Source organism: Streptomyces sp. NBC_00996, assembly GCF_045162675.1.
In the GTDB taxonomy this organism is placed as follows: Bacteria; Actinomycetota; Actinomycetes; order Streptomycetales; family Streptomycetaceae; genus Streptomyces.
Window position 1 is genome coordinate 7311659 of sequence record NZ_CP108723.1, and the last position, 24822, is coordinate 7336480.

Below are 24822 nucleotides of genomic sequence, written 5' to 3' on the forward strand. Positions count from 1 at the left end.
TCTTATGTCACCGCGGGGAGCCAGGGGGTTTGTGGCATCCCTGAGGAGGGTGGCGTGAAGCGCAAGCTGATAGCCGCGATCGGTATCGCGGGCATGATGGTCTCCATCGCGGCGTGCGGGGGCGACGACGGCGACAGTGGCAAGAAGGCGGGTGCCGACGGCTTCAAGGGGCAGACCCTGACCGTCTGGGCGATGGACGGCTCGACGCCTCCCGGCTGGACCAAGGATCTGACGGCGGCCTTCGAGAAGAAGACCGGCGCCAAGCTGAAGTTCCAGACCCAGCAGTGGAACGGCATCCAGCAGAAGATCACCACCGCACTCTCCGAGGACAACCCGCCGGACGTCATCGAGGTCGGCAACACCCAGACCCCCGCCTACGCGGCCACCGGCGGTCTCGCGGACCTGTCGGACCTCAAGTCGGAGATCGGTGCCGACTGGACGGCGGCCCTGAACAATTCCTCGGTCTACCAGGGCAAGCAGTACGCGGCCCCGTGGTACTTCGCCAACCGCGTCGTCGTCTACAACAAGAAGATCTGGTCCGACGCCGGCATCAAGGACACCCCGAAGACCCGGGACGAGTTCTTCAAGGACCTTCAGGCCATCGACAAGAAGACCGACGCCGAGCCGATCTACCTGCCCGGCCAGAACTGGTACTTCTTCGACGGTCTGACCATCGGCCAGGGCGCCGACCTGGTGAAGAAGGACGGCGACAAGTACGTCTCCAACCTCGCCGACCCGAAGGTCGGCAAGGCCATGGAGATCTACAAGGAGTACCAGGCCTACTCCAAGGCCCCCAAGGACAAGGACGAGGCGACCCCGCAGCAGGCCGAGGTCTTCGCCAAGGGCAAGACCGGCGCCTTCATCGGCATGGGCTGGGAGGCCGGCACGGCCATCGCGGCCAACAAGAGCATCGAGAAGAACATCGGCTACTTCACCATCCCGGGTGAGACGGCCGACAAGCCCGAGGGCGTCTTCCTGGGCGGCTCCAACTTCGCGGTGGCCGCCGGCAGCAAGAAGCAGGAGCTGGCCAAGGAGTTCCTGAAGCTGGCCCTGTCCGACAAGTTCGAGGGCGCGCTCGCCAAGGAGAACGGCGTCATCCCGAACAAGGAGTCGCTGCAGACCAACCTCTCGGCCAACCCCGCCGCCGTGGCCGCCGCCCCGGCCGCGGCCGGCGGCGGCACCACGCCGCTGATCCCCGAATGGGCCGCCGTCGAGAACGCCCCGAACCCGATCAAGACCTACATGACCGCGGTGCTGAACGGTAAGTCGCCCGCCGACGCCGCCAAGCAGGTCGAGGCCGAGATCAACAAGCGTCTCTCGCAGACGAGCTGATCACCCGTGCCGGGGCGCCCCGAAGTGGGCGCCCCGACGCAGTGGTGCATCGAGCAGTGGTGCATCGACCAGTAGGGCCACAGAGAGATGGCGAGCATGTCAGTGCAGACCGAACGCGCGGACACGGTCCCGGCGGCCGGGATCCGCGAGAGTGACGCGTCCCCACCGGGAGACGGGGAGAGCCGGACGAAGGGACGAGGCGGCGCGTCCGCGCCCTATCTGCTCCTGCTGCCGGCGTTGGCAGCCACCGCGGTGCTTCTGGGCTGGCCCCTGGTGAAGAACGGCATGCTGTCGTTCCAGAACCTCAACCCGCGGCAACTGATCCTCCACCTCACCGAGTGGAACGGGATCGACAACTACCGGGACGTGCTGTCCGGTTCCGACTTCTGGAAGGTCGTCGGCCGGTCGGTCGTCTTCACCGCCGCCAACGTCGTCCTCATCATGGTGCTCGGCACCCTCATCGGCCTGCTCCTGGCCCGGCTCGGCAGGCGCATGCGGCTGACGCTGATGCTCGGACTGGTGCTGGCCTGGGCGATGCCCGTGGTCGCGGCCACCACCGTCTACCAGTGGCTCTTCGCACAGCGCTTCGGCGTCGTCAACTGGGTCCTGGACAAGCTCGGCTGGCACTCCATGGCCGACTACAACTGGCTCGGCACGCAGTTCTCCACCTTCTCCGTGGTCACCCTGCTGATCGTCTGGCAGTCCGTCCCGTTCGTGGCGATCAACCTCTACGCCGCGACGACCACGATCTCCAAGGAGCTGTACGAGGCCGCCTCGCTGGACGGCGCCGACGCCTGGCGTTCCTTCACCTCGGTGACCTTCCCGTTCCTGCGACCGTTCCTGTGGGCCACGACGTTCCTTGAGGTCATCTGGGTCTTCAAGGCGTTCCCGCAGATCTTCGTGATGAACGAGGGCGGTCCCAACCGGCTCACCGAGACCCTGCCGATCTACGCCTTCGTCGAAGGTGTCGGCAACCAGCACTTCGGGATGGGCGCGGCGATCTCGTTCCTCACCATCCTGATCCTGCTGGCCCTGACCGCGTACTACCTGCGCACCGTGCTCAAGCAGGAGGAGGACGAGCTGTGAAGCGCACTGCTTCTTCGGCGATCCGCCGTCTCTGGCCCAACGCGACAGCGATCGTCCTCTTCGTGGTCTTCGCGTTCCCCGTCTACTGGATGTTCGCCACGGCCTTCAAGCCGACCGGCGACATCATCGCCGAGAACCCGGTCTTCTTCCCGACCGACGTCACGTTCGAGCACTTCAAGAAAGCCGTGGACGCGGACCACTTCTGGACGCTGGTCGGCAACTCCGTGACGGTCACCGTGCTGTCGGTGCTCATGTCGCTCGTCATCGCGCTGCTCGCGTCCTTCGCGCTCGCCCGGATGCGGTTCAGGGGGCGGCGCGGCTTCATTGTCACGTTCATGATCGCGCAGATGGCCCCCTGGGAGGTCATGGTCATCGCGATCTACATGATCGTGCGCGACGGAGAGATGCTGAACAGCCTGGTCCCGCTGACCTTCTTCTACATGGTCATGGTGCTGCCCTTCACCATCCTGACCCTGCGCGGATACGTCGCCGCCGTGCCGAAGGAGCTGGAGGAGTCGGCCATGGTCGACGGCTGCACCCGCACCCAGGCCTTCATCAAGGTGATCTTCCCGCTGCTCGCGCCCGGCCTGATGGCCACCTCGCTCTTCGGGTTCATCACCGCCTGGAACGAGTTCCCCATGGTCCTCATCCTCAACAAGGACATCGAGGCCCAGACCCTCCCGCTGTGGCTGTCCAGCTTCCAGACGACCTTCGGCGACGACTGGGGTGCCACCATGGCGGCGGCCTCGCTCTTCGCCGTACCGATCCTGATCCTCTTCGTCTTCCTGCAGCGGAAGGCCGTCAGTGGCCTTGTCGCAGGCGCCGTGAAGGGATAACGCCACCCCGATGACGACACTCGCCAGTGGTACCGCTGCGTCCAATTCAGAAAAAGATGGCCTGACCCGTGACGCCCTGACCGTCCTGCAGCCCGGCTTCACGGGGACCACGGCCCCCGACTGGCTGCTGCGCCGCCTCGGCCAAGGCCTCGCCTCGGTCGGCCTGTTCGGCCGCAATATCGCCTCGCCCGGGCAACTGGCCGCCTTGACCGCCCAGTTGCGCGCCGAACGCGACGACGTGCTCGTCGCGATCGACGAGGAGGGGGGTGATGTCACCCGCCTGGAGGTGCGGACGGGTTCGTCCTTTCCGGGCAACCACGCGCTGGGCGCCGTGGACGACGTATCGCTCACGCGGCATGTCGCCTTCGAGCTCGGCCGCCGGCTGGCCGCCTGCGGCGTGAACCTCAACTGGGCCCCGTCCGCCGACGTCAACTCCAATCCGGGAAACCCGGTCATCGGCGTGCGGTCCTTCGGCGCCGACACCGATCTGGTGGCCCGGCACACGGCGGCCTACGTCACCGGACTCCAGGCGGCCGGCGTCGCGGCCTGCACCAAGCACTTCCCGGGCCACGGCGACACGGCGGTCGACTCGCACCACGCGCTGCCGCGCATCGACGCCGAGTTGTCGGTGTTGGAGGGCCGCGAACTCGCCCCGTTCCGGGCCGCGATCGCCGCCGGTACCCGCGCCGTGATGAGTGCGCACATCCTGGTCCCCGCTCTGGACCCCGACCGCCCGGCCACCCTCTCCCGCCGCATTCTCACCGGCCTGCTCCGAGAGGAACTCGGCTACGAGGGCCTCATCGTCACCGACGGCATGGAGATGCAGGCCATCGCCGCGACCTACGGCATCGAACGCGGCAGCGTGCTCGCCATCGCCGCCGGCGCCGACGCGATCTGCGTGGGCGGGGGACTGGCGGACGACGACACGGTGTGCCGCCTGCGCGACGCCCTCGTCTCCGCCGTGCGCACCGGCGAACTCCCGGAGGAACGACTCGTGGAGGCGGCCGGCCGGGTGCGGGAACTGGCTCGTTGGACGGCCTCGTCCGGGGGCACGAGTGCGGGCGGGGGACCGGGCGTACTTACGGGTGCCGGTGCCGGTGCCGGTGCCGGTGCCGGTGCGGGAGTGGGTGCGGGCGCGAGTGATCGTGTCGAGGTCGGCCTCGTGGCCGCCCGGCGCGCGCTCACGGTGACCCACTCCGAGACGTACGCCCCGCTCACCCAGGCCCCGTACGTCGCCGCCCTCACCCCGGTCGCGAACATCGCCGTCGGCGAAGAGACCCCCTGGGGCGTCGCGGCGGAACTGGCCCGTCTGCTCCCCGGCACGGAGACCGGCAGCTTCACCGGCGACGACGCCGGCCCCTCGGCCCTCGCCGCCGCGGGCTCCCGCCGCATCGTCGCCGTCGTCCGGGACGAACACCGTCATCCCTGGATGGCGGCCGCCCTCGACACCCTCCTCGCGGCCCGCCCCGACACCATCGTGGTCGAGATGGGCGTACCCCAGTCCCCACCCCGTGGCGCCCTGCACATCGCCACCCATGGCGCGGCAAGGGTGTGCGGCCTGGCGGCGGCGGAGGTCATCACGGGGGCGTGAGCCGCGCGGTGGGCCAGGCAGGGGCGGCCGGTGTGGCGCGCTCGCCGAGGCTGCCGTGCGAGCTTGCCGTGGTGTGTGGGCGCGCATTCCGCAAGGGGCGTTGGGGTCCCCCTGCTCGACGATGGGTCTCCCTGCTCGAGGGAAGCCGAGAGCTTGGGGGAGGGTGGGCAGCCACCGCCCGCCGGGCCGCACCCGTCCGACGGCCGTGAGTCCGACATGAGAAGGCGCCGGAGCCCCTGTAAAGGGAGTTCCGGCGCCCTCGCACACACCAGCCCGGCTTAAATCCCCTGCCAGCTCGGCTTGTTGGCAAACGTATGCCGGAAGTAGTCCGCAAGCTTCAGCTTGGAAGCCGCCGCCTCGTCCACGACCACCGTGGCGTGCGGGTGAAGCTGAAGGGCCGAAGCGGGGCACACCGCGGCAACCGGTCCCTCCACCGTCGCGGCAACCGCGTCCGCCTTGCCCTCACCCGTCGCCAGCAGCACCAGATGTCGCGCTTCCAGAATCGTGCCGATGCCCTGGGTGATGACGTGGTGCGGCACCTGCTCGATGTCGCCCTCGAAGAACCGCGCGTTGTCGACCCGGGTCTGCTCCGTCAGCGTCTTGATCCGGGTCCGCGAGGCGAGCGAGGAGCAGGGCTCGTTGAACCCGATGTGCCCGTCCGTCCCGATCCCGAGCAGCTGCAGATCCACCCCACCGGCCTCCGCCAGCGCCTTGTCGTACGCCTCGCACGCGGCCTGCACGTCCTGCGCGGTGCCGTCCGGCCCCATGAACGCGTCCATGTCCAGGCCCAGCGGCTCGAGCACCTCCCGTCGCAGCACCGAACGGTACGACTCGGGATGCTCGGCCGGCAGCCCCACGTACTCGTCGAGCTGCGCGATCCGTACGCCCGAGGCGTCCACGGCACCGGAGCTCACCTTGGCCGCCAGAGCCTCGTAAATGGGCAGCGGAGTCGAGCCGGTGGCCACGCCGAGCAGGGCGTCGGGCTTGCGCCGGAGCAGCTCGGCCATGGCCTCGGCGATCAGCTCGCCGCCCGCCTTGGCGTCCGGGACGATGACAACTTCCACGCTGGGCCTGCCGATCTGGAGAGGGGACTCAGGGGACTCAACTGGAACCCGAAGGGGGAGACATGTGGTATAGACCAATCTAGCAGAGCGTCACTCGCCCGTCGCCCCCAAGGCCTCACCCGGACGCGCGCGCCCCCACCCGGGGGAGTGCAATGGAAACCGCACACCGACTCACGCGGCACGCCGCACCCGGCGCAGCGCACACCGACTCACGCCGCACGCGGCACCCCGCACCCAGCCCAGCGCACACCGACTCCCGCCGCACACCGCCCGGCACACCGCACACCGCACAGGGCTCACCGCACACAAGGAGGCACCCATGACCGCCACGCCCCCGCACGCTCCCCACAGCGCATCCCAAGGCGACCGCCCGGGCCGGATCATGGCCCGGGAGATGGCCGAACAGCCCGACGTGCTGCGGCGGATCCTCGACGCAGGCGCGCCCCGGATCCAGGACGTGGCCCGGCAGATCGCCTCCCGCAAGCCGCGCTTCGTGCTGCTCACGGCCCGCGGCACCTCCGACAACGCCGCCCTGTACGCGAAGTACCTCCTGGAGATCCGCCTGGGCCTGCCCTGCGGGCTCACCTCGATGTCGACGACCACGGCGTACGGCGCGCACCCCGATCTCACCGACGTCCTCGTGGTCACCGTCAGTCAGTCCGGCGGCTCCCCGGACCTGGTCGCCTCGACCCGGGCCGCCCGCGAGGGCGGCGCCATCACCCTCGCGGTGACCAACAACCCGGACTCACCGCTGGCCGCCGTCTCCGAGTACCACATCGACATCATGGCCGGCCCGGAAAAGGCGCTCCCCGCCACCAAGACCTATACGGCCTCCCTTCTCGCTCTCTACCTCTTCGTCGAAGGTCTGCGCGGCGGCGACGGCGCTCCCGCGAAGGTGCTGCCCGACCTCGCGGCCGGTCTCCTCGCCCGCGAGGACGAGGTCAGGATCCTCGCCTCGCGCTACCGCTTCGCCGAGCGCATGGTGATCACCTCGCGCGGCTACGGCTATCCCACCGCCAAGGAAGCCGCCCTGAAGCTGATGGAGACCAGCTACATCCCCGCCCTTTCCTACTCCGGTGCCGACCTCCTGCACGGCCCCCTCGCCATGGTCGACAACATCTCGCCGGTCATCGCGGTCGTCACCGACGGCCATGGCGGCGAAGCGCTCCAGCCCGTGCTCGACCGGCTGCGCGGCCGCGGCGCCGACCTCGTCGTCATCGGCCCCCGGGCCCAGGTCGAACAGGCCTCGGCCGGTTTCGTCCTGCCGACCGAGGGCGTCGCCGAAGAGGTCCAGCCGATCCTGGAGATCCTCCCGCTCCAGCTCCTGGCCTACGAGGTCACCGTCGCCCGCGGTCAGGATCCGGACGCGCCGCGCGCCCTCGCGAAGGTGACGGAGACCCGTTGAGACTCAGGGTCCGCCGGACCCGGCACGTCGGCACCCCGCCGGCACGGCCCTCGGCACTCCGTCGGCACGGCTTCGGCATGCCGCCCGGTCCAACACCTCGGTCACGGCGGGCCCTATGTCAGCGAACCCCCCGTCGCATCCACCCAACTCCCCGTGATCCACCGCCCGTCGTCCGAGGCCAGGAACGCCACCACGTCGGCGACATCGGCCGGCACCCCCACCCGGCCCAGCGCCGATATCGCCGAGGCCTGCGCCCATCCGCCCTCGGTCCCGTGCAGCAACTCGGCGGTGTTGTCGGTGTCGATGATGCCGGGCGCCACCGAGTTCACAGTGATCCCCCGAGGACCCAGCACCTTGGAAAGGTCCCGGGTGAAGACATCCAGGGCACCCTTGGTCATGGCGTACGCCATCTTGTCCGGCATGACGGCGGTCCGTGCGAGCCCGGAGGAGATGTTGATGACCCGCCCGCCGTCCCGCAGGCGGTCCAGGCCGTGCTTGACGATAAAATACGGCGCCTTCACGTTCACCGCGAAGACCCTGTCGTACTCCGCCTCGTCGATCTCCTCGAGGGACCGCGACGTACCGATCCCCGCGTTGTTCACCAGGATGTCCAGCCCGTCCGACTGCCGGTCGAAGGCGTCCCACAGGGCCGTCGCGTCGCCCGGCCGTCCGAGCTCCACCCCGATCGCGAACGCCGATCCTCCTGTCGCCTCGATCGCGGCGACCGTTTCCTTCGCCGCCGCCTCGTTGCTGCCGTAGTGCACGGCCACTCGCGCACCGTCCCGTCCGAGCCGCTCGGCGATGCCCCGCCCGATGCCCCTGCCGCCACCCGTGACGAGTGCCGTCCTGCCCGTGAGCACGCCCATGTCGGCGCCCCTTTCCCATTTCACTAGTGACCGCTACAGAAAAACCGTACAACAGCCCACCGACATTTCTCTAGCACCCGCTATAAAATCCACCTCATGGTGAGCAGGCAGCAGACCGAGGTGGGCGCGGCCCGGCATGAGGACGCCAAGGCCGTGACCAGGCATGAGGACGCCAAGGCCGTGACCAGGCATGAGGACGCCAAGGCCGTGACCAGGCATGAGGACGCCAAGGCCGTGACCAGGCAGCGCGGCCGCCCCCGCTCCTTCGACCGTGAGACCGCGCTGGAGAAGGCGATCCTCGCGTTCTGGGAGCACGGGTACGAGGCGACCTCCGTCTCCGACCTCACGCGCGTCATGGGCATCGGCGCCCCGAGTCTGTACGCGGCGTTCGGCGACAAGCGGTCGCTCTTCGACGAGGTCGTGCGCGAGTACGGCACGAGGTACGGCTCGTTCGGCGAACGCGCGCTGGCTGAGGAGCCCACGGCCCGTGGCGCGGTCGAGCGGATGCTGCGCGAGGCCGCGGTCGAGTACACCGCCCCGGGCCATCCGCACGGCTGTCTGGTCATCCATGCGGCCACCAACTGCACCTCACCGGAGGTGGAGCAGTCCCTGCGCGAGCGGCGCAATGCCAACATCGCCGCGTTCGAGAGTCGTATAAAAGCGGGGATCGCCGCGGGCGAACTGCCCGCCGACACGAACGCGGCCGCCCTCGCCCGGCACACCGGAGCGATCATCCAAGGCATGAGCCAGCAAGCCCGTGACGGCGCCTCCAGGGAGCAGCTGGAGGCCCTCGCCGAACTCGCCATGGCGCTCTGGCCCCGGCCATGAGCCGCGGCGGCCGCCTTCATGCGTCAATCCGGGCCACCTCATCCGCCAATCCGGCCCGTTCATGAACCGAAGCGGGTTAGTCTGCGTGATGGATGCCTTTGGATGTTCGATAAGCAGACAACAACTAACATCCGTCGACGCATGGACAGAAGGCGCATGGACGCAGGACCATGGTCTAGTCCACAATGCTTTGGCAACCGAAGGCATTGCAGGCAAGTGAACAAGCCTCCGTCTTCCCCGCACAGGAAGGCGGACCGAGGAACCGGCGCTCTCTGCCCTGACTGCTCCGGCTCCTCTCTTCGGCCGACCGGGACCGCACACCCCGCGGCCGTTGTTGCTCCGGGCTGCGGTGCCGGGAGGGTTGAGGGTCCCTCCCAGGCGCCGCGGCCCGCGGGTGTTTCCGGAGCCGATGCCGAAGGCCGATTTCGGAGCATGTCGTATCCGCCGGGTACGCTCGCAGACGTGCCCTCCATGAACGACCTCGTACGCCAGCACACCGCCCTCGGTGACTCCGATCTCGAGTGGCTGCATCTGCTGGTCTCGGAGTGGCAGCTGCTCTCCGACCTCTCCTTTGCCGACCTCGTCCTGTGGGTCCCCACGCGCGACGGCACCCGCTATGTCTCCGTCGCCCAGATGCGGCCCAACACCGGCCCCACCTCGTACCAGGACGACATGGTCGGCCACCTCGTCCCGCGCGGCCGCCGGCCCATGCTGGACGCGGCGCTCGACGAGGGCCGGATCGTACGCGAGGGTGACCCGGAGTGGCGCGAGGAGGTTCCGGTCCGGGTCGAGTCCATTCCCGTACGGCGTGAGGGGCGCGTCCTCGGTGTCATCGCCCGGAACACCAACCTCCTCACCGTGCGCACCCCGAGCCGGCTGGAGCTGACGTACCTCCAGAGCGCCTCCGATCTCGCCCAGATGATCGCGGCGGGCACCTTCCCGTTCCCCGACCAGCAGGTCGACATGGACGCCTCGCCGCGGGTGGGTGACGGGCTGCTCCGGCTCGACGCGGACGGCATCGTCCAGTACGCCTCACCGAACGCGCTGTCGGCGTACCACCGCCTCGGCCTGGCCGCCGACCTGGTGGGCCACAACCTCGGTGTGACCACCGCCGAACTGGCGCCGTCCCGCGGCCCGGTGGACGAGGCACTGTCCAAGGTCGCCAGCGGCTGGGCGCCCCGCGAGTTCGAGATCGAGAGCGGCGACGGGGTGATCCAGCTGCGTGCGATCCCGCTCAAGCCCAAGGGCACGCGTGTCGGTTCCCTCGTACTGCTGCGCGACGTCACCGAACTGCGGCGCCGCGAGCGCGAGTTGATCACCAAGGACGCGACCATCCGGGAGATTCATCACCGGGTGAAGAACAACCTCCAGACGGTGGCGGCACTTCTGCGGCTGCAGGCCCGGCGCATCGACTCGGACAAGGGCCGAGAAGCCCTGGAGGAAGCCGTACGCCGGGTCGGTTCGATCGCGATCGTGCACGAGACGCTTTCCCAGAACCTGGACGAGCGCGTGGAGTTCGACGAGATCGCCGACCGGGTGCTCGCCATGGTCGCCGAGATCTCACCCGGCAAGGTCACCGGCCGGCGCACCGGCCGCTTCGGCATCCTGGACGCCGAGGTCGCGACCCCGCTCTCCATGGTCCTGACCGAAATCCTGCAGAACGCCCTGGAGCACGGCTTTCGCGAGGGCGACCGAGGCACCGTCGAGGTCTCGGCCGTGCGCGGCGGCACCACCAAGGACGCCCGTCTGCTGGTCACCGTCCAGGACGACGGGGTCGGTCTGCCCGAGGGCTTCGACCCGCACCGCTCGGGCAACCTCGGCCTGCAGATCGTACGGACACTGGTGGAGGGCGAGTTGGGCGGCACCTTCGACATGGTGGCCGCCCCGGAGCGCGGTACCCAGGTGATCCTGGACATCCCGGTGCTCGCCCACAAGTGACCGAGGCGGCCGCACAAGTGACCAAGGCTCAGTAGCAATCCCTGCGACCGCAAACAGCAATGAGCCCCGGACCACTGGGTGGTTCGGGGCTCACGCTCACGTTGCTATGCGCATCGGGGGTACTGCGCGCTGCGGCTCGGGGGCGGGAGATGCGTACTCGCTGTACGCGCCGCCAAGCTCAGGCTCGTGCGGGGTGGGGTGTCAGGCGGTGGCCTGACGGGCCCGGTTGCGGGCGGCGCGACGCTTCATCGCACGGCGCTCGTCCTCGCTGAGGCCACCCCAGACGCCGGAGTCCTGGCCGGACTCGAGCGCCCACTGCAGGCACTGCTCCATGACGGGGCAGCGGCGGCAGACGGCCTTGGCTTCCTCGATCTGCAGCAGCGCAGGACCGGTGTTGCCGATGGGGAAGAAGAGCTCGGGGTCTTCCTCGCGGCAAACGGCGTTGTGACGCCAGTCCATGGCTGCTACCTCTCCTTGGTATTACATGCAGGTTGCTTGTGAATGTGAACGCTTTCACGAATCCCTCAACAAGTGAAGGGCCGACTACCAGACGGACTGGCGTGGTCCTGTGATTTGAGGAGGGGTTCTGGACTCTCTGTGGTGGCCGATGTTGCGGGCCGTCCCGAGCGCCACGTAGAGACTCGCAAACCTCAGCGGCGGATACAACCCCTTCAGGAAAGTTTTTTTTGATTCCTCGGTGTCGACTAGGTCACAGCCGTACTTCCATGGGGTGGATCCTGGTCTAAACGTTCGAGTGAAAGGACTTTGAGCCCTTCCGCTCACACAATCACACGCAGTGCACGGCGTACGCCTGTGAACGTCACGCTGGTGCGCAGTCCGAGGTGGTCGCCGTCCATCTGAAGGGGCAGCGGCACCTTCGAATGCAAGGTGAAGTCTGTCAAGTCGTGCAGAGACGCGGCGTGCTTGCCATGGGGTCCGCGCTCGGGGGACGAAGTGAGCAACTGCGTGGCATACCGGGCAACAGCGGTCGTCGACATGCGGCTGAGACCGAGTACGTCGAGCCCGGTATCGAACGAGGCCTTAGGCGCCGCGTACACCGGACGATTGCCGAGAAACGTCCACGGCGAGGTATTGCAAATTATGGACAGGACCAGATCGGCGACCGGGTCCGCACCGGGGCGCTCCAATGTGATCGTTCCGTGTCTGCGGTGAGGTTCGTCCAAAAATGTGCGCATCGCTTGGCGGAGATACAGCGCATGCGTGGAGCGCTTGCCGCGTTCGCGCTGCTGTTCGACCCGGCCGATCACGCCCGCGTCGAAGCCGAGTCCCGCGCAGAACGTGAACCAGCGGGACGGCACGGCTTCGTCCTCCGTGCCGGGAGTGCCCGCGGCCAGGCCCAGGCCGATCGTGCGCTCGCGCTCCTCGCGCAGTGCGTCCAGCAGCGCGCCGGTGGCCTCCACCGCGTCGTTGGGCAGGCCCAGGGCGCGGGCGAAGACATTGGTGGAGCCGCCGGGGACCACGGCGAGGCGGGGCAGGCGCTCCGGATCGGGGCCGTGGTGCAGCAGGCCGTTCACGACCTCGTTGACCGTGCCGTCGCCGCCGAGGGCCACGACCAGGTCGATGTCCTTGCTCTCCGTGGCCTGTCGGCCGAGGTCCCGGGCGTGTCCGCGGTACTCGGTGGTGACCGCCTCGAGCTTCATCTCACTGGCCAGCGCGTGGATCAATACGTCACGCGTGCGCGCACTTGTGGTGGTTGCTGCCGGATTGACCACGAGAAGTGCACGCATGCGATGCAGCGTACCTACTGGGTGGTACTCATCCCAGACCGAGGTAGGGATCAGGTAAGAGATGGGGACGTGAGTCTGCCCACCCGGTGACGAGAGTCCGTATACCGGGTGCCGTCGGCGGCCCAGGGTCGACGGCTACTCTTCAGGGGTGAGCCCTGAGCAGAATCCCACCCCTGACGCCCCCACCGCAGAATCCCGCCCCGGACGGCTGACCGCCGCGGCGGCGCTGGCCGCACTGGAGGGGCTCGCCCTCGTGGCGGGCGGCGGCTACATGCTCGTCCTGGGCCTCACGGGCGACCCCGACGACCGGCAGCAGGCCGTCACCGGCGGTGTCACGCTGATCGTGCTCGCCCTGCTGCCCCTGCTGGCCGCGCGCGGACTGCTGCTGCGCCGTGGCTGGAGCCGGGGCCCGGCCGTCATCACCCAGATCATGGCGCTGCCCGTGGCCTACAACCTGCTCCAGGCCGACAGCATCGCGATCCCCGGCGGCATCGCCCTGGCGGTCGTCGCGATCGCGGCCCTGGTGCTGCTGGTGAACCCGGCAACGACGCGGGCCCTCGGAATCCGAGGGCCCGGCGGGGACGCACAGGACCAGAAGTAACCGGTCCACTCCGGCTTGTTCCGCTCGGCTGGTCCCCCTTCGGCTGGTCTCACTCCTCCACGAGGAGCTTCTCCCGCAGCTGCGCCAGCGTGCGAGCCAGCAGCCGCGACACGTGCATCTGGGAGATGCCGACCTCCTGCGCGATCTGCGACTGCGTCATGTTGCCGAAGAAGCGCAGCAGCAGGATGCGCTTCTCGCGCGGGGGGAGGTCTTCGAGCAGCGGTTTCAACGATTCCCGGTACTCGACGCCCTCCAGGGCCTCGTCCTCGGCGCCCAGGGTGTCCGCGACGGCCGGGGACTCGTCGTCCGTGTCGGGGACGTCCAGGGACAGCGTGGAGTACGCGTTGGCGGACTCCAGGCCCTCCAGGACCTCTTCCTCCGAGATGGCCAGCTTCTCGGCCAGTTCGTGGACCGTGGGGGAGCGGCCGTGCAGCTGCGAGAGCTCGGCGGTCGCCGTCGTGAGCGCGAGCCGCAGCTCCTGCAGCCGGCGCGGCACCCGCACGGCCCAGCCCTTGTCGCGGAAGTGCCGCTTGATCTCGCCGACGACGGTCGGCGTCGCGTACGTCGAGAATTCGACGCCGCGCTCCGGGTCGAAGCGGTCGACCGACTTGATCAGGCCGATGGTGGCGACCTGGGTGAGGTCGTCCAGCGGCTCCCCGCGGTTGCGGAAGCGGCGTGCCAGATGCTCGACGAGGGGCAGATGCATGCGGACCAGCTGGTTGCGCAGCTCGGCGTACTCGGCGCTGCCCTCCTTCAGCTTGCGCAGCTCGATGAACATCGCCCGTGCCCCGCTGCGGTCCTGGGGGTCGTGCTGGATGTGCTGGGCGCTCGGCCCGTGCTGCGCGCCCTGCACGCTCTGCGCTCCCAGCTCGTCGTCTCGCTCGTGCTCGCTCATAGTCCCGCCCGTCACCAGCCGTCGCCCCTCCGAGGACGTGCTCCGCGCGGCACCCTCCGGATCCCGTTGCCCGTCGTCCTGGCCGGAGAGCTTCTCCCGTTCGTGCTCGTCGATCGGCGCTGCGGATACGGCCGAGGAGGCGCCGTCCTCCGGGTGCGGTCGGGCCTGCTCGGGGATGCCGTCGACGCCTTCCGCCGTGCGCCGCGGCCCGCCGAGGCCGTCGACACGCTCGACAGGAAGCTCCCGTGTGCCGCGCTCTTCGTCCCGCACCGGCCCGTCCCCGTTCCTCACGCCGGCCCGGGTCCCGCGCCGCGCTGTTTGTAGAGGCTGATCGAAACGGTCTTGTCCTCGGCGACGGTCGAGTCGACCTTGCCGGCGAGGGCCGAGAGGACGGTCCACGCGAAGGTGTCCCGGGAGGGGGCGTGACCGTCCGTGGTCGGGGCCGAGACCGTGACCTCCAGAGAGTCGTCGATGAGCCGGAAGACACAGCTGAGCACCGAGCCGGGGACGGCCTGTTGCAGCAGGATTGCGCAGGCCTCGTCGACCGCGATGCGCAGGTCCTCGATCTCGTCGAGGGTGAAGTCCAAACGGGCCGCAAGCCCGGCCGTGGCCGTGCGCAGCACCGACAGGTAGGCACCCGCGGCCGGCAGCCGGACTTCCACGAAGTCCTTCGTCGCGGGCTCGCCTGCGATCTGGGACACCCTCACCTCCATGGTGGTACAAGCTCATTCGAGCTCTCTCGGGGCCGAGGGTCGCCCCCCGGGGTAACGCGATTGTGGTTCAGCGGTGACGCTACCGCGCTCCCAAGTTTCCTGTCCTGGGGACCCCGCCCCCTTGCTGTCACTCATAGTAAGCCTATGAGTACGGACAGTGGCTAGGGGTCTGCGGGCCCAAATAGGAAGAGCGCGCGCCGGGTTGACGTACCCAGGCGTCAGACCGTCGAACCGTCGGGATCGAGGGTCACGCGCGTTCGTGATCCACGAGTTCTTTCAGTATGCCGTCCACGCGTCAAACGAGGACGTGGTCGGTGAAGCACCAACGCCAGTTCTCCCCGGGCTCGAACGTGCGCATGATCGGGTGCCCGCTGTCCTTGAAGTGCTCCGTCGCGTGACGCAGCGGTGAGGAATCGCAGCAACCCAGGTGCCCGCACTCCAGACACAGGCGAAGCTGCACCGGATGCGTGCCGGCGGCCAGACACTCCAGACAGGTCTCACTCAGGGGCTCGGGCTCGGGGTGAGGCAGCGCGTCGGCGTGCGTGCACTGTTTCATGATTGCCAGGTTACGTCGGGTGTGCGGAAAGCCGCGCGAAAACGAGGGCGGGCGGAAGACGATGCACGTTTTGCCACTGCTGTTGCTGGTCGCGGGGAGCGCGGCGGTCGCCGGGGCCGCTCGCCGCACACCGATCCCCGCACCGCTCCTGCTCGTCGCGGTGGGCCTGGCGGTCTCGTACGTGCCGGGCGTGCCCCCTTACGAGCTCAACCCCGAGGTCGTGCTCCCGCTGCTGTTGCCCCCGCTGCTGTATACGGCGGCCACCGACAGCTCGTATCTCGATCTGCGGGCGCAACTGCGGCCGGTCGCGCTGCTGTCGGTCGGATACGTCCTCTTCGCGACCCTCGTGGTCGGCTGGGCCGCGTATCTGATCGTGCCCAGCCTGCCGCTGCCCGCGGCGCTGGTGCTCGGGGCCGTGGTGGCTCCGCCGGACGCCGTCGCCGCCACCGCGGTCGCGCGCCGCGTGGGCCTTCCCTCGAAGATCACCACCATCCTCCAGGGCGAGTCCCTGGTGAACGACGCGACCGCGATCACCGCCTACAAGGTGGCGCTCGCCGCCGCGGTCGGCGAGGGCGCGACGTGGGCGGGCGGCGTCGGCGAGTTCCTGCTCGCGTCGGTCGGCGGCGTGGCTGTCGGGCTCGTCCTGATGCTGCCGCTGCACTGGCTGCGCACCCACCTGAAGGAGGCGCTTCTCCAGAACACCCTCTCCTTGCTGATCCCCTTCGTCGCGTACGGGATCGCCGAGCAGGTGCACGCCTCCGGGGTGCTCGCGGTGGTCGTCGTCGCTCTCTACCTCGGACACCGTTCCTGGGAGGTCGACTTCGCGACCCGGCTCCAGGAGGAGGCGGTCTGGAAGATGGTCGCGTTCATCCTGGAGTCGGCGGTGTTCGCACTGATCGGACTGCAGCTGCCGGTCGTCCTCAAGGGACTCGGACAATACGAGGGCACCAGCGCCGCCTGGTACGCGGTGGCCCTCTTCTTCGTAGTGGTCGCGTCCCGGTTCGTGTGGGTGTATCCGGCGACGTTCCTGCCGCGGCTGTTGTCGGCGCGGATCCGGGGGCGCGAGAAGAACCCCACCTGGAAGGCACCGTTCATCATCGGCTGGGCCGGTATGCGGGGAGTGGTCTCGCTCGCCATCGCCTTCTCCATCCCGCTCACGGTGCATGGCGGCGGGGCCTTTCCCGATCGCAACCTGATCCTCTTCCTGACCTTCACGACCGTCATCGGGACCCTGGTCGTGCAGGGGCTGACGCTGCCCCCGCTGATCCGCCTCCTGAAGCTGCCGGGGCGCGACCCGCAGGCCGAGACACTCGCCGAGGCCAACGCCCAGGCGCAGGCCTCCCGGGCCGCGGAACAACGCCTCGACGAACTTCTCGCCGACGAGCGCAACGCCCTGCCTCAGCCCCTCGCCGACCGCCTGCGCAGCGTCCTGGAACGGCGGCGCAACGCCGTCTGGGAGCGCCTCGGCGCGGTCAACCCGATCACCGGCGAGACCGCCGACGACACCTACCGCCGGCTGTCCGGCGAGATGATCGGCGCCGAACGCGAGGTCTTCGTGAAGCTCCGGGACCTGCGCTACATCGACGACGAGATGCTGCGGACCCTGCTGCGCCGACTGGACCTGGAGGAGGCGGCGGCCTATCGGGAGGCGGCGTGAGCACTGCTCCGGAGTCCCGGAGTCCCGGAGCCCGGGAACCCCGGGCCGGTCCGGCCTGTGCTTCCGCGATGCCGAGGAGCAGCGCGTCGAATGATTCTCCGATACCGGCGAAGTGCGGCTCGGCCGCCTGGCGGGTGTCCGCCAGCAGCACATCGCCGGTCCGGGTGACGAAGTCCCGCGCCCGGCTGCCGATGATCAAGGCGTCCCAGGTGAGGGTTCGCCACCCTGCCCGAGGGCGAGCCGGCTCCGCCGCGAAGAGGTTGCCGAAGGCCTGATCATCTCTGAAGCCGACGCGTTCTCCCCGCTTGGTCCGTCACGCCTGGAACGGTGCTCCCGTGATCACGGCCGCTACCGTCGTCCCCCGCGCGAAAGCGCCCTCCTGGGCCAGGACGGCAAGCCCATACAGCACCTTAGCGACATAGAGACGTTCGACAGGCAGACTGTGGCGGTCCTCGAAGTCCTCGGCGAAGGCGTCGAGTTCGGGGGTGGTGCGGGCGTAACCGCCGAAGTGGAAGCGGTCATCGAGGGACCAGATGCCGCGGCGGGTGCCGAACGAGGCCCGCTGGAGGGCCTGTATGTCGGCGCTGAGGAAACCGCCCTTGAGGACGGGGAAGCCAAGGGCCCGTTGGTCGGGGCCGAGTCCGGCGGCCACGCCCGCGAGGGTGCCGCCGGTGCCGCAGGCGAGGGCGGCCACGTCGACACCGCCGTGGTCGCGCAGTTCCTCGCCGAGCGCCCGGCAACCGCGCACGGCGAGGGAGTTGCTGCCGCCCTCGGGCACGACGTACGCGTCCTCGGCGCCCACTGTGCGCAGGATGGCGGTCAGCGTCTCCGGCTCCGCTTTGCGGCGGTATGTCGATCTGTCGATGAAGTGCAGCCGCATGCCGTCGGCCGCGCACCGGGCGAGCGAGGGGTTGAAGGGACGGTCGGCCAGTTCCTGGCCGCGGATCACGCCCAGGGTGGGCAGGCCCAGGAGGCGGCCCGCGGCAGCTGTGGCGCGCAGATGGTTCGAGTACGCCCCGCCGAAGGTGACCACCGTGCGGCCCGCCGCCGCCTCCAGGTTCGGGGCCAGCTTCCGCCACTTGTTGCCGATCAGCTCCGGGTGGATCAGATCGTCCCGCTTGAGCAGCAGCCGGACGCCATGGCGGGCGAAGCGCTCGTCCGCGGCCTCGCGCAGCGGCGACGGGAGTCGCGGCCGCAGGGCCGTCGGGCCGAACTCTTCGGCAGCGTCGGGGACGTCAGGGCTGGTCACCCCGCCATTGTCGGACATCTGTCCGGGGGCGGGGCGGCCACCCGTGCCCGCTCGTCACTTCAGGCGGTCGCGGATGCGCTCCCGCTGGTGGGCCATCGTGAATCCTCTGGGGTCCACCTTTCCGGGCTGCCACTCGAGGTGGCCGATGACCGAGCGCTCGGTCCAGCCGTGGTGGCGGCAGATCGCCGCGGAGACCTTCTCGATGGTGTCCAGCTGTGCGTCGGGCCAGGGGTCCTTTCCGTCGCCGAGGTTCTCGCACTCGAAGCCGTAGAAGTGGCGGTTGCCGTCGGTGTTCGCCTCGTTGTCGTGCGGAAGCGCCTTCTCCGCGATCACCGCGCGCAGGACGTCGTCGTCGCCCAGGCCCGCGTGGTTGGCCCTGCCGTAGCCGACGAGGTGGAGGACGCCGTCCTTGGTGATGACGCCGTGGCACAGCGGCCCGGGCAGCCCCTGGTAGCCCTCGCGGCAGATCTCGACGGTGCGCTCGCTGCCCGAGGTCACCGTGTGGTGGATCATCACGCCGTACACCGGACCCCACGGGCCCTTGTGGTTGCGGTTGTGATGCTCCCAGTCGCCGACCTCGACGACGGTGACTCCTGCCTCTCTGAGCCGGTCCAGGAAACTGCCCGCGGACATGGGTGGGGCCATGGCCGCCTCCTTCGCGCTGCACGCCGGCCACCCTGTCGCGGCCGTCTCGTACCGCAGCTTGTACCCGTGATCGGGCGGCCGGGCCTACTCGTTCGCACAGCGTGCGAGCCGATCCGGTCAGGCGGGCAAGGGGCCCCTCACGCGCGCAGGAACGCGTCCCCGTGCGTCGTTATGTGGCTTTCCAGGGCCTGCAGGGCCTGTTGTGTCGCCTCGGGGGAGCCGCTGCCGCGCCGCTCCGCGTAGTACGCCGCGCCCAGTTTCTTGAGGAGGTCGCCGCCGGCCCGCTGCGCCTGCACTTCGTCGATCTTCTGCTTGCCCTGCGTGAGGCCGCGCTGTGCCTGTTCTTTCGCACGGTCCAGGAAGCCTGCCACTGCCGTCTCCTGTCGTTGTCCGTCAAAGGGGCAAACGGTTGGCCGGATCTTGGAGTTCCCTGGACAGAAGTCCGCCGCGTGCCCAAGTCCCGGTGATCCATTCCCGCTCATTCGTGTAATAGCACCGCCACGTTCCGTGATGGAAGGCTTGTCCCCGCAGATCAGTGCACGACCGGGAGGGCAATTTTCATGTCGGTAGGCGAAGAGGTCCGCGCGGACCAGGGCAGGCCGCAGCAGAGTCTCGGCACATCCGCCGCGCGGAACCTGGCCACCACCACCAAGTCCGCACCCCAGATGCAGGAGATCAGCTCACGGTGGCTGCTGCGCATGCTGCCGTGGGTGAACGTGCAGGGTGGCACGTACCGCGTGAACCGGCGGCTCAGCTACTCCGTGGGCGACGGCCGCGTGACGTTCGTGAAGACCGGTGACCGCGTCCAGGTCATCCCCGCGGAGCTCGGTGAGCTGTCCGTACTGCGGTCGTACGAGGATCAGGAGGTGCTCGGCGAGCTCGCCCAGCGCTGTCGGCAGCGGGAGTTCGCGCCGGGGGAGGTGCTCGCCTCGTTCGGCAGCCAGGCCGACGAGGTGTTCCTGCTGGCGCACGGCAAGGTCGAGAAGATCGGCACCGGCCCCTACGGGGACGACGCGGTGCTCGGTGTCCTCGCCGACGGCGCGTACTTCGGGGAGCAGGCGCTCATCGACCCGGACGCCATCTGGGAGTACACGGCCCGCGCCGTCACCGCGGTCACCGTGCTCACGCTGTCCCGCCAGGATCTCGAACAGGTCGCGGAGCGCGCGGAGTCCCTGCGCACCCACCTCCAGGAGCTGCGCGCGATCCCGGAGCAGCGCGCCAACAAGTACGGCGAGAAGGAGATCGACCTCTCGGCCGGCCACACCGGAGAGCCGGACATCCCCGGCACCTTCGTCGACTACGAGGCCGCGCCGCGCGAGTACGAACTGAGCATCGCCCAAACCGTACTGCGCCTGCACACGCGCGTGGCCGACCTCTACAACCAGCCCATGAACCAGACCGAGCAGCAGCTGAGGCTCACCGTCGAGGCGTTGAAGGAGCGCCAGGAGCACGAGCTCATCAACAACCGGGAGTTCGGGCTGCTCAACAACTGCGAGTACGACCAGCGGCTGCAACCTCACGACGGCGTTCCCGGCCCCGACGACCTCGACGAACTGCTCAGCCGCAGGCGCGGCACCAAGCTGTTCCTCGCCCACCCACGCGCGATCTCCGCGTTCGGCCGCGAGTGCAACAAGCGCGGACTCGTCCCCGAGAGCGTCGAGATCGCGGGCAACCGCATCCCGACCTGGCGCGGCGTGCCGCTCTTCCCGTGCAACAAGATCCCGGTCAGCGACACCCGTACGACCTCGATCATCGCCATGCGTACCGGCGAGGCAGAGCAGGGCGTGATCGGGCTCCAGCAGGCGGGCATCCCGGACGAGATCGAGCCGAGCCTGTCGGTGCGCTTCATGGGCATCAACGAGCAGGCGATCGTCTCCTACCTGGTGACGGCGTACTACTCGGCCGCGGTGCTCGTGCCGGACGCTCTCGGCATCCTGGAGAACGTCGAGATCGGCCGCTGGCGGTGACCTTCCGCGAGCCGGCGGTCGCCGTGTTCCCGCCCCTCGGGGCGGGTACATCGAGGGGGTACGCGCCCAGCGGCCGCGGAAGCGCCACCGTCCGAGGACTCTCCGGGGCGATTCCACGGGTGAGGTGTGCAGGGGGAGTTCACGGGTGAGTTCATGACGGAGACGACGCAGAGCCCGACCGAAATCCTGCACAGGCGGAGCCCCATCGGGAGGCCCATGGACAGGAAGGGGCCACCGAGCCCGCTCGATGGGCAGGAGGCGGCGGGCATTCTGGAGCGCGCCCGGGCGTCGGTCGACCCCGAGTTGCGCGGTGCCATCGAATCGCTGCCCGGCTCGATGCGCCGGATCGCGCTCTACCACTTCGGCTGGGAGCACGCGGACGGCACTCCGGCGGCGGGCAACGCGGGCAAGGCGATCCGGCCCGCGCTCGTGCTGACCTCGGTCCGGGCGCTCGGCGGACAGCACACGACGGCCGTGCGGGCGGCCGCAGCCGTGGAGCTGATCCACAACTTCACCCTGCTGCACGGCGACGTCATGGACCGGGACACCACTCGCAGGCACCGCCCCACCGCCTGGACCGTGTTCGGCGACGCCGACGCGATCCTCGCCGGGGACGCTCTGCAGGCGCTCGCCCAGCGACTGCTCGCCGAGGATCCGCACCCAGCGTCGGCGGCGGCCGCCGCCCGGCTCGCGTCCTGCGTGGTCGAGCTGTGCGCGGGACAGCACGCGGACACGGCCATGGAGATGCGCGGCCCCGACGAGGTCACCCTCGACGACTGCCTCGCCATGGCCGAGGCGAAGACGGGCGCCCTGCTCGGCTGTGCCTGTGCGCTCGGGGCGCTGTACGCGGGGGCGGACGAGAAGGACGTCGAGGCGTTGGACGCGTTCGGCAGGGAGGCCGGGCTTGCGTTCCAGCTGATCGACGACGTGATCGGGATCTGGGGGGATCCGAGCCGTACCGGCAAGCCGGCCGGGTCGGATCTCATCGCCCGCAAGAAGTCGCTGCCCGTGGTCGCCGCGCTCGCCTCGGGCACGCCGGCGGCCGACGAACTGGCCGAACTGTACGGAGTTCCCCACGAAGAAGGGGAGTTGGAGCGTACGGCCCTCGCCGTCGAGCGGGCGGGTGGTCGCGACTGGGCGCAGGCTCAGGCGACCGACCGGATGTCCGGGGCGATGCATGAGCTGTCCCGGGCGGTGCCCGATCCGGAGGCGGCGGGTGGGCTCCTCGCGCTGGCGGAGTTCGTGACACGGCGGAGCAACTGATCGGGCCGGTGCGCCGGCCGAAGACCCCGGAGCCTCCGGTTCCGTACGGCACCTGACCTCCGTACGGCGCCGGGCTCCGGCCGGGCGGGTCCCGCACATCCCCACGGTGTGCGGGGCCCGTCCTTTTCGCCCCCTCCGCCCCTGCCCGTCCCGTACCTGGGGGGGGACGCCCCGATGCGGTTGCTTTTGAGCTGCGGAGATCGTTGGCCTGCGTGTGGCGGGGCGGGGTGCGGGCCAGCGGGTGCGGATCGTGATCCTGACAAACGTGTTCATCGCTGAGCTGGTCGACGCGGCGACAGCCGAACACGACCGCGCCGAGCGGTGCCGCCGACTCCTGCCGGCACGGCCGGTCGGGTGCTTCGTCCCAGGGCCTGTCCGGCGGATCGGGTCGGAGCGGAACTGCGGCGTCTCATCAGCGCAGATGGGCGCACCAGGACCCGCGTCTCCGACATGATCCGCCGGACAGGCCCCAGCCCTGGGTCTCTTCGCTCGGTCGACGGTGCCTACTGAGAACCAGCAACACTGCCCCTAGTGCCGCGTCGGCCAAGGTTCGCCCCGTCGCGACGCCCGGCACGCTCCCCCACTGCCTCAAGGGCGTGGGAGGTGCCCCCACTCGCCGCACCGGCCGAAAGCCCAAGTACATCCAGTACGAGGACTTCCGGCCGGCACTCCCCCCAGCCCTCGGCCCTGGGGACCCCCAGAGCACGCACCGGACGCCGCTCCTCAACGGGCAAACCCTGGCCGACGCGGCACTAGGATGAGGCATGAAATCGAACTTGACGCATTCTGGGATGAGTTGGGACCGGCGACGCGCAGCAGTTCTGGCTTCCTTGCTGGGTGCGGCGGCCCTCGGATGGACTGCGGTTGCGCTGAGCGTGCACACGACTGGCTCGACGGCACTGGACCCTGACAGTGTGACCGATGCTGATCTGGCCCGGCTGGGCGCTGCTGTGATGGCCGTCATCGCGGCGGTGGCTGCCGGACTGTGGTGGCGCCACTGGGCGACCGTACGTCGGCCGGTGATCGGCGGAGGTTGGGCGCGGGCGGCGTTTGCTGTCTCCGCCGTCCATTCGATGTTCGTCCTTCCGGTGATTGCGTTCGCCTCCTGGGACTGGAAGGGCCCTGTGATCGCGTTCACGTGCGCGGTGCTCGCGGGCGGTGTGCGGGAGGCCGCCGGGGCGACGGCACCAGCGAGCGGCCGCACGGACTCGCCGATCCCGATGCCCGGCTGACGACGGCTGTACAGCGTGGCCGGCCTCGGATCGCTCGGGCGGTGCCGTACCCGGTCATCCCTCGTGCCACCGGAACGGCTGTGTGCGTCATCGCAGAGCGGTGGGGGCGAGGCGGATGGTGCGCGTCCGCTTCCGGAGGCGTATGGGCTTGGGCCTGTCGGTATTCGTCTTGGCCGGTTCGACGGCGTGTGGTGGTGTGCGGGGAGGCCGGCTGAGGCGGCGAGCCGTGAGGGTGAGGCCCAGGTAGGAGTGAGCCCAGTCGATGAGGGTTCCGCTGTAGGCGGAGTCGGCCCGGGCGACGATCGAACGACTCTGCCACCTGTCACAGAACGTCACAGATCAGCAGATCTGGCACAGCTTCCGAGGCGAGTCGACTGTCCAAGGTCCGCTCGGCTGGACCCATGACCTCAGCGCCCGCATCCCCTTCGTGCCACCCCCACTCACGGACATGCGGCGCGCTCGTCGCAATGGGTACTACGTGGCCGGGACGTCAAGCCAACTGCATTGGGCTGCCGCCCCCCAGCCCCCGCTTCGGCCTGAACAGCCTCGTCCTCGAACGCCGGACGGGCTGGAAGAGCCGGCCGGGGTGGAAAGGGCGGTGGGGTGAGGGCGGCTTGCCGGCTCGTGCTCATGTGCTGGACGGGCTGAGGGTGCCTGTCGGAGCTGAAGTGGTCGGCCCCAGCGGTTACGCTTCAACCGCCATACGATCAACGTCAGTTGGGGCGAAGGGGCGGGCACATGGGCGTGGCGATCCGTACGGCGGGCGAGGGGGACCGGGAACTGGTCGTCCGGTTGCTCGATGCGGCCTTCCTGGATGATCCGGTGAGCGGCTGGGTGTTTCCGGACGAGGCGCACCGGCGGGCGACGCACCACAAGTTGATGGCCGCGTTTCTTGATGTCGTGCTCGCCGAGGGGCGGGTCGATCTGGCGGAGGACGGTGTGGCGTGTGCCCTTTGGCTGCCGGTTCCCGCCGAAGAGCATGGGGACGAGGACGGTGCCGTACAGCTGCGCGAGGCGGTCGACCCGGACAACGAGCGCGTCGAGCTGATCGGGCGGCTGACAGCGGACGTCCACCCCGCGGGCCGCGACCACGAGTATCTGTGGATGATCGCCGTGGCGCCGGAGCGGCAGGGTGAGGGTCTGGGCACCGCACTCATCCAGTCGGTTCTCGCCCGCTGCGACCGCGAGGGCCTGCCCGCGTATCTGGAGGCGAGCAACGCCCGCAGCCGGGCGCTGTACGAGCGTCTCGGATTCGACCTTGTCGGGCGTCCCCTCGATCTGCCGGACGGTCCGCAGATGTGGCCCATGTGGCGCGAGCCGCGGCCCGGGCAGGAGGGCTGAGCGACCCCG

At 69.5% G+C, this 24822-nt stretch carries 23 protein-coding genes; 13 read left to right on the forward strand and 10 right to left on the reverse strand.

The annotated features are described in order from the left end of the window. Window positions 1-54: 54 nt before the first annotated feature. The 4 genes from OG390_RS34380 (at window position 55) to OG390_RS34395 (ending at window position 4845) form a co-directional block, all read left to right on the forward strand. Window positions 55-1332, forward strand: coding sequence for an extracellular solute-binding protein (locus OG390_RS34380; protein ID WP_406173237.1), 1278 nt, complete (start codon window positions 55-57; stop codon window positions 1330-1332). A 96-nt stretch (window positions 1333-1428) separates the two neighbouring features. Further along, window positions 1429-2418 (forward strand): carbohydrate ABC transporter permease, encoded by a 990-nt coding sequence (locus OG390_RS34385; protein WP_406173239.1) that lies wholly within the window; start codon window positions 1429-1431, stop codon window positions 2416-2418. Continuing rightward, on the forward strand, window positions 2415-3254 hold the full coding sequence (locus OG390_RS34390) for a carbohydrate ABC transporter permease (RefSeq protein ID WP_406173241.1): 840 nt from the start codon (window positions 2415-2417) through the stop codon (window positions 3252-3254). The genes OG390_RS34385 and OG390_RS34390 overlap by 4 nt, the downstream gene beginning before the upstream one ends. A 10-nt stretch (window positions 3255-3264) precedes the next feature. Then, on the forward strand, window positions 3265-4845 hold the full coding sequence (locus OG390_RS34395; protein WP_406173243.1) for a glycoside hydrolase family 3 protein: 1581 nt from the start codon (window positions 3265-3267) through the stop codon (window positions 4843-4845). Between the two features lie 278 nt (window positions 4846-5123). On the opposite strand, the gene nagB is transcribed toward OG390_RS34395, so the two are convergent. Continuing rightward, on the reverse strand, window positions 5124-5909 hold the full coding sequence (gene nagB, locus OG390_RS34400) for a glucosamine-6-phosphate deaminase (RefSeq protein WP_406173245.1): 786 nt from the start codon (window positions 5907-5909) through the stop codon (window positions 5124-5126). A 319-nt stretch (window positions 5910-6228) separates the two neighbouring features. Here nagB and OG390_RS34405 point away from each other — a divergent pair, with 319 nt between their 5' ends. Beyond that, window positions 6229-7314: an SIS domain-containing protein gene (locus OG390_RS34405; protein ID WP_406173247.1), complete on the forward strand. Its 1086-nt coding sequence runs from the start codon at window positions 6229-6231 to the stop codon at window positions 7312-7314. A 113-nt stretch (window positions 7315-7427) separates the two neighbouring features. On the opposite strand, the gene OG390_RS34410 is transcribed toward OG390_RS34405, so the two are convergent. Next, window positions 7428-8180 carry an SDR family oxidoreductase gene (locus OG390_RS34410; RefSeq protein ID WP_406173249.1) on the reverse strand — a complete coding sequence of 251 codons (753 nt, stop codon included), beginning with the start codon at window positions 8178-8180 and terminating at the stop codon, window positions 7428-7430. 96 nt (window positions 8181-8276) lie between these two features. Here OG390_RS34410 and OG390_RS34415 point away from each other — a divergent pair, with 96 nt between their 5' ends. Next, window positions 8277-9008: a TetR/AcrR family transcriptional regulator gene (locus tag OG390_RS34415; protein WP_406173251.1), complete on the forward strand. Its 732-nt coding sequence runs from the start codon at window positions 8277-8279 to the stop codon at window positions 9006-9008. 471 nt (window positions 9009-9479) lie between these two features. Continuing rightward, on the forward strand, window positions 9480-10946 hold the full coding sequence (locus tag OG390_RS34420) for a sensor histidine kinase (protein ID WP_406178022.1): 1467 nt from the start codon (window positions 9480-9482) through the stop codon (window positions 10944-10946). Window positions 10947-11147: 201 nt separating this feature from the next. Here OG390_RS34420 and OG390_RS34425 read toward each other — a convergent pair whose 3' ends face one another. Further along, on the reverse strand, window positions 11148-11405 hold the full coding sequence (locus OG390_RS34425) for a WhiB family transcriptional regulator (protein ID WP_006380970.1): 258 nt from the start codon (window positions 11403-11405) through the stop codon (window positions 11148-11150). Between the two features lie 320 nt (window positions 11406-11725). Then, window positions 11726-12694: a diacylglycerol/lipid kinase family protein gene (locus tag OG390_RS34430; protein WP_406173253.1), complete on the reverse strand. Its 969-nt coding sequence runs from the start codon at window positions 12692-12694 to the stop codon at window positions 11726-11728. A 148-nt stretch (window positions 12695-12842) separates the two neighbouring features. Here OG390_RS34430 and OG390_RS34435 point away from each other — a divergent pair, with 148 nt between their 5' ends. Continuing rightward, window positions 12843-13295: a hypothetical protein gene (locus OG390_RS34435; protein ID WP_406173255.1), complete on the forward strand. Its 453-nt coding sequence runs from the start codon at window positions 12843-12845 to the stop codon at window positions 13293-13295. Window positions 13296-13344: 49 nt separating this feature from the next. On the opposite strand, the gene OG390_RS34440 is transcribed toward OG390_RS34435, so the two are convergent. The 3 genes from OG390_RS34440 to OG390_RS34450 all read right to left on the reverse strand — a co-directional run bounded on the left by OG390_RS34440 (window position 13345) and on the right by OG390_RS34450 (window position 15459). Further along, window positions 13345-14481, reverse strand: coding sequence for an RNA polymerase sigma factor SigF (locus tag OG390_RS34440; RefSeq protein ID WP_406173257.1), 1137 nt, complete (start codon window positions 14479-14481; stop codon window positions 13345-13347). Continuing rightward, window positions 14478-14891, reverse strand: a complete 414-nt coding sequence (locus tag OG390_RS34445) for an anti-sigma regulatory factor (protein ID WP_054228129.1) — start codon at window positions 14889-14891, stop codon at window positions 14478-14480. Before OG390_RS34445 ends, OG390_RS34440 begins: the two co-directional genes overlap by 4 nt. Window positions 14892-15198: 307 nt before the next feature. Next, window positions 15199-15459, reverse strand: coding sequence for a UBP-type zinc finger domain-containing protein (locus tag OG390_RS34450; RefSeq protein ID WP_406173259.1), 261 nt, complete (start codon window positions 15457-15459; stop codon window positions 15199-15201). Window positions 15460-15520: 61 nt separating this feature from the next. Here OG390_RS34450 and OG390_RS34455 point away from each other — a divergent pair, with 61 nt between their 5' ends. Further along, window positions 15521-17116 carry a Na+/H+ antiporter gene (locus OG390_RS34455; protein WP_406173260.1) on the forward strand — a complete coding sequence of 532 codons (1596 nt, stop codon included), beginning with the start codon at window positions 15521-15523 and terminating at the stop codon, window positions 17114-17116. A gap of 313 nt (window positions 17117-17429) precedes the next feature. On the opposite strand, the gene OG390_RS34460 is transcribed toward OG390_RS34455, so the two are convergent. The 3 genes from OG390_RS34460 to OG390_RS34470 form a co-directional block, all read right to left on the reverse strand. Then, complete coding sequence (locus OG390_RS34460; protein WP_406173262.1) at window positions 17430-18383, reverse strand: 1-aminocyclopropane-1-carboxylate deaminase/D-cysteine desulfhydrase; 954 nt, start codon at window positions 18381-18383, stop codon at window positions 17430-17432. A gap of 36 nt (window positions 18384-18419) precedes the next feature. Beyond that, a complete protein-coding gene (locus tag OG390_RS34465) occupies window positions 18420-19010 on the reverse strand; it encodes an N-acetylmuramoyl-L-alanine amidase (RefSeq protein WP_406173264.1) in 591 nt (196 codons plus the stop codon). Window positions 19011-19147: 137 nt separating this feature from the next. Continuing rightward, window positions 19148-19381, reverse strand: coding sequence for a hypothetical protein (locus tag OG390_RS34470; protein ID WP_406173265.1), 234 nt, complete (start codon window positions 19379-19381; stop codon window positions 19148-19150). 189 nt (window positions 19382-19570) lie between these two features. Here OG390_RS34470 and OG390_RS34475 point away from each other — a divergent pair, with 189 nt between their 5' ends. From OG390_RS34475 to OG390_RS34490, 4 genes are all read left to right on the forward strand, one after another. Further along, window positions 19571-20977 carry a family 2B encapsulin nanocompartment shell protein gene (locus OG390_RS34475; protein WP_406173267.1) on the forward strand — a complete coding sequence of 469 codons (1407 nt, stop codon included), beginning with the start codon at window positions 19571-19573 and terminating at the stop codon, window positions 20975-20977. A 153-nt stretch (window positions 20978-21130) separates the two neighbouring features. Further along, on the forward strand, window positions 21131-22240 hold the full coding sequence (locus OG390_RS34480) for a family 2 encapsulin nanocompartment cargo protein polyprenyl transferase (RefSeq protein ID WP_406173269.1): 1110 nt from the start codon (window positions 21131-21133) through the stop codon (window positions 22238-22240). Between the two features lie 914 nt (window positions 22241-23154). Beyond that, window positions 23155-23472, forward strand: coding sequence for a hypothetical protein (locus OG390_RS34485; protein ID WP_406173270.1), 318 nt, complete (start codon window positions 23155-23157; stop codon window positions 23470-23472). A 738-nt stretch (window positions 23473-24210) separates the two neighbouring features. Continuing rightward, window positions 24211-24813 carry a GNAT family N-acetyltransferase gene (locus OG390_RS34490; protein ID WP_406173272.1) on the forward strand — a complete coding sequence of 201 codons (603 nt, stop codon included), beginning with the start codon at window positions 24211-24213 and terminating at the stop codon, window positions 24811-24813. Window positions 24814-24822 lie beyond the last annotated feature (9 nt).

What these genes read in the sequence shown, in the direction of transcription:
- OG390_RS34455 (WP_406173260.1), top strand. Translation starts at nt 15,521, where the DNA reads ATGCACGTTTTGCCACTGCTGTTGCTGGTCGCGGGGAGCGCGGCGGTC.
- OG390_RS34460 (WP_406173262.1), bottom strand. Translation starts at nt 18,383, where the DNA reads ATGTCCGACAATGGCGGGGTGACCAGCCCTGACGTCCCCGACGCTGCC.
- OG390_RS34450 (WP_406173259.1), bottom strand. Translation starts at nt 15,459, where the DNA reads ATGAAACAGTGCACGCACGCCGACGCGCTGCCTCACCCCGAGCCCGAG.
- OG390_RS34410 (WP_406173249.1), bottom strand. Translation starts at nt 8,180, where the DNA reads ATGGGCGTGCTCACGGGCAGGACGGCACTCGTCACGGGTGGCGGCAGG.
- OG390_RS34420 (WP_406178022.1), top strand. Translation starts at nt 9,480, where the DNA reads ATGAACGACCTCGTACGCCAGCACACCGCCCTCGGTGACTCCGATCTC.
- OG390_RS34475 (WP_406173267.1), top strand. Translation starts at nt 19,571, where the DNA reads ATGTCGGTAGGCGAAGAGGTCCGCGCGGACCAGGGCAGGCCGCAGCAG.
- OG390_RS34480 (WP_406173269.1), top strand. Translation starts at nt 21,131, where the DNA reads ATGACGGAGACGACGCAGAGCCCGACCGAAATCCTGCACAGGCGGAGC.
- OG390_RS34415 (WP_406173251.1), top strand. Translation starts at nt 8,277, where the DNA reads ATGGTGAGCAGGCAGCAGACCGAGGTGGGCGCGGCCCGGCATGAGGAC.
- OG390_RS34465 (WP_406173264.1), bottom strand. Translation starts at nt 19,010, where the DNA reads ATGGCCCCACCCATGTCCGCGGGCAGTTTCCTGGACCGGCTCAGAGAG.
- OG390_RS34490 (WP_406173272.1), top strand. Translation starts at nt 24,211, where the DNA reads ATGGGCGTGGCGATCCGTACGGCGGGCGAGGGGGACCGGGAACTGGTC.
- OG390_RS34385 (WP_406173239.1), top strand. Translation starts at nt 1,429, where the DNA reads ATGTCAGTGCAGACCGAACGCGCGGACACGGTCCCGGCGGCCGGGATC.
- OG390_RS34430 (WP_406173253.1), bottom strand. Translation starts at nt 12,694, where the DNA reads ATGCGTGCACTTCTCGTGGTCAATCCGGCAGCAACCACCACAAGTGCG.
- OG390_RS34405 (WP_406173247.1), top strand. Translation starts at nt 6,229, where the DNA reads ATGACCGCCACGCCCCCGCACGCTCCCCACAGCGCATCCCAAGGCGAC.
- OG390_RS34395 (WP_406173243.1), top strand. Translation starts at nt 3,265, where the DNA reads ATGACGACACTCGCCAGTGGTACCGCTGCGTCCAATTCAGAAAAAGAT.
- OG390_RS34425 (WP_006380970.1), bottom strand. Translation starts at nt 11,405, where the DNA reads ATGGACTGGCGTCACAACGCCGTTTGCCGCGAGGAAGACCCCGAGCTC.